3 rRNA genes are annotated in these 5342 nt (G+C 58.2%); all 3 read left to right on the top strand.

Features of this window, described 5'->3' with window-relative positions:
• Positions 1-27 precede the first annotated feature (27 nt).
• The 3 genes from HDG69_RS18620 (at position 28) to rrf (ending at position 5338) form a co-directional block, all read left to right on the top strand.
• Positions 28-1553: ribosomal RNA gene (locus tag HDG69_RS18620) — 16S ribosomal RNA — on the top strand.
• A 437-nt stretch (positions 1554-1990) separates the two neighbouring features.
• Positions 1991-5110: ribosomal RNA gene (locus HDG69_RS18615) — 23S ribosomal RNA — on the top strand.
• 111 nt (positions 5111-5221) lie between these two features.
• Positions 5222-5338: ribosomal RNA gene (gene rrf, locus HDG69_RS18610) — 5S ribosomal RNA — on the top strand.
• Together the 16S, 23S and 5S rRNA genes form the textbook arrangement of a ribosomal RNA operon.
• Positions 5339-5342: the final 4 nt, after the last annotated feature.

Genomic DNA, 5342 nt, shown 5'->3' with positions numbered 1-5342 from the left:
TTGGGGGTCGTTGGTTGTTTTCTCTCTTTTACGGAGAGTTTGATCCTGGCTCAGGACGAACGCTGGCGGCGTGCTTAACACATGCAAGTCGAACGGTGAAGCCCAGCTTGCTGGGTGGATCAGTGGCGAACGGGTGAGTAACACGTGAGCAACCTGCCCTCCACTTCGGGATAAGCCTTGGAAACGGGGTCTAATACCGGATATGAGCACCTTCCGCATGGTGGGTGTTGGAAAGTTTTTCGGTGGGGGATGGGCTCGCGGCCTATCAGCTTGTTGGTGGGGTAATGGCCTACCAAGGCGTCGACGGGTAGCCGGCCTGAGAGGGCGACCGGCCACACTGGGACTGAGACACGGCCCAGACTCCTACGGGAGGCAGCAGTGGGGAATATTGCACAATGGGCGAAAGCCTGATGCAGCGACGCCGCGTGAGGGATGACGGCCTTCGGGTTGTAAACCTCTTTCAGCAGGGAAGAAGGCCTTCGGGTGGACGGTACCTGCAGAAGAAGCGCCGGCTAACTACGTGCCAGCAGCCGCGGTAATACGTAGGGCGCAAGCGTTGTCCGGAATTATTGGGCGTAAAGAGCTCGTAGGCGGTCTGTCGCGTCTGGTGTGAAAACCCGAGGCTCAACCTCGGGCTTGCATCGGGTACGGGCAGACTAGAGTGCGGTAGGGGAGACTGGAATTCCTGGTGTAGCGGTGGAATGCGCAGATATCAGGAGGAACACCGATGGCGAAGGCAGGTCTCTGGGCCGCAACTGACGCTGAGGAGCGAAAGCATGGGGAGCGAACAGGATTAGATACCCTGGTAGTCCATGCCGTAAACGTTGGGCACTAGGTGTGGGGCTCATTCCACGAGTTCCGTGCCGCAGCTAACGCATTAAGTGCCCCGCCTGGGGAGTACGGCCGCAAGGCTAAAACTCAAAGGAATTGACGGGGGCCCGCACAAGCGGCGGAGCATGCGGATTAATTCGATGCAACGCGAAGAACCTTACCAAGGCTTGACATGCACCGGACGCTGCCAGAGATGGTGGTTCCGCAAGGTCGGTGCACAGGTGGTGCATGGTTGTCGTCAGCTCGTGTCGTGAGATGTTGGGTTAAGTCCCGCAACGAGCGCAACCCTCGTCCCATGTTGCCAGCGGGTTATGCCGGGGACTCATGGGAGACTGCCGGGGTCAACTCGGAGGAAGGCGGGGATGACGTCAAATCATCATGCCCCTTATGTCTTGGGCTTCACGCATGCTACAATGGCCGGTACAGAGGGCTGCGATACCGTAAGGTGGAGCGAATCCCAAAAAGCCGGTCTCAGTTCGGATTGGGGTCTGCAACTCGACCCCATGAAGTCGGAGTCGCTAGTAATCGCAGATCAGCAACGCTGCGGTGAATACGTTCCCGGGCCTTGTACACACCGCCCGTCAAGTCACGAAAGTTGGTAACACCCGAAGCTCATGGCCCAACCGGTTTTCCGGGGGGAGTGGTCGAAGGTGGGACTGGCGATTGGGACTAAGTCGTAACAAGGTAGCCGTACCGGAAGGTGCGGCTGGATCACCTCCTTTCTAAGGAGCACATACTGTCCGCTCTTCGGGGTGGGTGGTCATGCACAGCCGCTGTAGGCACCGAACGTGTGTCTGGTGGTTGCTCTGGGTGGAACATTGACTGTTTGCGGTGCGCCTGGTGCGTGCCGGTGCTAGTACGCCTTGCTGCTTCGGTGGTGGGTGGGAACGTGCCGGTGTCGTGGGGGTGGGTCGTGTGAGCACACTGTTGGGTCCTGAGGCAACCGGCCATGTTTGGTCGGGTGACCTTGATGGATACGGGTCGTTGGTCGGGTCTTCATACCGCTTCGGTCGCTTCGCTTGGTTGCGGGGTGTGCTGGGGGTCGGGTGGGCCTGGTGGCCGGCGGGACCGTCCGTTGCTTGAGAACTGCACAGTGGACGCGAGCATCCCAGATGTTCAAGTATTATTCTTGGATTTCTGTAGCATATTTGTAGTGTGTTTCGAAGTTTAGAAGGGCACATGGTGGATGCCTTGGCACTAGGAGCCGAAGAAGGACGTGGTAGCCTGCGTTAAGCCTCGGGGAGCTGGCAAACGAGCTGTGATCCGAGGATGTCCGAATGGGGGAACCCAGCCGCAGTCATGTGCGGTTACCTGTATCTGAATTCATAGGGTGCAGGAGGGAACGCCGGGAAGTGAAACATCTCAGTACCGGCAGGAAGAGATATTCCGTGAGTAGTGGCGAGCGAAAGCGGATGAGGCCAAACCGTATGCGTGTCAAGCTGTCAGGCGTTGCGTGTACGGGGTTGTGGGACCTTTCGTGGATCACTGACATGGTCCGGACCAGTAAGAAAGTCGTGTCATAGTCGAACCGCATTGAAAGGCGGACCGTAGAGGGTGTGAGTCCCGTAGACGAAATGGTGCGGCCTGGTGAAGGGGATCCCAAGTAGCACGGGGCCCGTGAAATCTCGTGTGAATCTGGCAAGACCACTTGCTAAGCCTAAATACTACCTAGTGACCGATAGCGGACAAGTACCGTGAGGGAAAGGTGAAAAGTACCCCGGGAGGGGAGTGAAATAGTACCTGAAACCGTGTGCCTACAATCCGTCGGAGCCTCCTTAGCAGGGGTGACGGCGTGCCTTTTGAAGAATGAGCCTGCGAGTTAGTGCTCGGTGGCGAGGTTAACCCGTGTGGGGAAGCCGTAGCGAAAGCGAGTCCGAACAGGGCGATTCAGTCGCCGGGTCTAGACCCGAAGCGAAGTGATCTAGCCATGGGCAGGTTGAAGCGCCGGTAAGACGGCGTGGAGGACCGAACCCACTTAGGTTGAAAACTGAGGGGATGACCTGTGGTTAGGGGTGAAAGGCCAATCAAACTTCGTGATAGCTGGTTCTCCCCGAAATGCATTTAGGTGCAGCGTCACGCGTTCCTTGCCGGAGGTAGAGCTACTGGATGGCCGATGGGCCTCACCAGGTTACTGACGTCAACCAAACTCCGAATGCCGGTAAGCCAGAGCGTGGCAGTGAGACTGCGGGGGATAAGCTTCGTAGTCGAGAGGGAAACAGCCCAGACCACCGGCTAAGGCCCCTAAGCGTGTGCTCAGTGGGAAAGGATGTGGAGTTGCACAGACAACCAGGAGGTTGGCTTAGAAGCAGCCACCCTTGAAAGAGTGCGTAATAGCTCACTGGTCAAGTGATTCCGCGCCGACAATGTAGCGGGGCTCAAGTACACCGCCGAAGCCGTGGCACTCACACTTTACCCAGCATCTTCCCTTCGGGGTGGGTGTTCAGGTGTGTGGGTGGGTAGGGGAGCGTCGTGTGGGCAGTGAAGCCGCAGGGTGACCTAGTGGTGGAGACTACACGAGTGAGAATGCAGGCATGAGTAGCGAAAGACGGGTGAGAAACCCGTCCGCCGAATGACCAAGGGTTCCAGGGCCAGGTTAATCCGCCCTGGGTAAGTCGGGACCTAAGGCGAGGCCGACAGGCGTAGTCGATGGACAAGGAGTTGATATTCTCCTACCGGCGAAGAACCGCCCATACCGAGCCCGGTGATGCTAACCACCCCCGAGTACCACCGTCACCTTCGGGTGACACCGGTACAACGGCGTGGGACCCGAACCGGTAGTAGGTAAGCGTATTAACAGGGGTGACGCAGGAAGGTAGCCCGGCGTGGCGATGGTAGACCACGTCCAAGGTTGTAGCCGGCTTCGTAGGCAAATCCGCGAAGCACGTACGGTGAGAACTGACAGTGACCGCACATGCGGGAAACGGGTGATCCTCAGCTGCCAAGAAAAGCCTCGACGCGAGGTTCTAGCCGCCCGTACCCCAAACCGACTCAGGTGGTCAGGTAGAGAATACCAAGGCGATCGAGATAATCGTGGTTAAGGAACTCGGCAAAATGCCCCCGTAACTTCGGGAGAAGGGGGGCCCGAACTGTCCAACCCCTCGCGGGTGACGGCAGCAAGGGCCGCAGAGACCAGGGAGAAGCGACTGTTTACTAAAAACACAGGTCCGTGCGAAGTCGCAAGACGATGTATACGGACTGACGCCTGCCCGGTGCTGGAAGGTTAAGAGGACGGGTCAGCCCTTCGGGGCGAAGCCCAGAATTTAAGCCCCAGTAAACGGCGGTGGTAACTATAACCATCCTAAGGTAGCGAAATTCCTTGTCGGGTAAGTTCCGACCTGCACGAATGGCGTAACGACTTCTCCGCTGTCTCAACCGCGAACTCGGCGAAATTGCACTACGAGTAAAGATGCTCGTTACGCGCAGCAGGACGGAAAGACCCCGGGACCTTTACTATAGCTTGGTATTGGTGTTCGGTGCGGTTTGTGTAGGATAGGTGGGAGACTATGAAGCCCGCGCGCCAGCGCGAGTGGAGTCGCCGTTGAAATACCACTCTGACCGCATCGACCATCTAACCTCGGTCCGTGATCCGGATCAGGGACAGTGCCTGGTGGGTAGTTTAACTGGGGCGGTTGCCTCCCAAAATGTAACGGAGGCGCTCAAAGGTTCCCTCAGCCTGGTTGGCAATCAGGTGTCGAGTGCAAGTGCACAAGGGAGCTTGACTGTGAGACCGACAGGTCGAGCAGGGACGAAAGTCGGAACTAGTGATCCGGCGGTGGCTTGTGGAAGCGCCGTCGCTCAACGGATAAAAGGTACCCCGGGGATAACAGGCTGATCTTCCCCAAGAGTCCATATCGACGGGATGGTTTGGCACCTCGATGTCGGCTCGTCGCATCCTGGGGCTGGAGTAGGTCCCAAGGGTTGGGCTGTTCGCCCATTAAAGCGGCACGCGAGCTGGGTTTAGAACGTCGTGAGACAGTTCGGTCCCTATCCGCTGCGCGCGCAGGAAACTTGAGAAGGGCTGTCCCTAGTACGAGAGGACCGGGACGGACGAACCTCTGGTATGCCAGTTGTTCCGCCAGGAGCACCGCTGGTTCGCTACGTTCGGAAGGGATAACCGCTGAAAGCATCTAAGCGGGAAGCCTGCTTCAAGATGAGGTTTCCATCCCCCTCGTGGGGTGAAGGCACCCAGCTAGACCACTGGGTAGATAGGCCGGAAGTGGAAGACAGGACCAAAGACTGTCGCAGCTGACCGGTACTAATAAGCCAACAACTTCAACACACTTCTGCTATGCACGCGTCCACTGTGCGGTTCCCGAGAAACGGGCACCACCACCCACCACCCCCTCCTTGACCCAGGGCGGCGGCGGGCACCCGAACAACTCGATAACGTTACGGCGGTCACAGCGAAGGGGAAACGCCCGGTCCCATACCGAACCCGGAAGCTCAGCCCTTCAGCGCCGATGGTACTGCCCTGGAGACGGGGTGGGAGAGTAGGACGCCGCCGGACACCC

Source organism: Isoptericola halotolerans (assembly GCF_013149785.1).
GTDB classification, from domain to species: Bacteria; Actinomycetota; Actinomycetes; order Actinomycetales; family Cellulomonadaceae; genus Isoptericola; species Isoptericola halotolerans.
The sequence above is the reverse complement of the archived record's forward strand: the minus strand, read 5'-3'. Positions and strand labels throughout refer to the sequence as shown.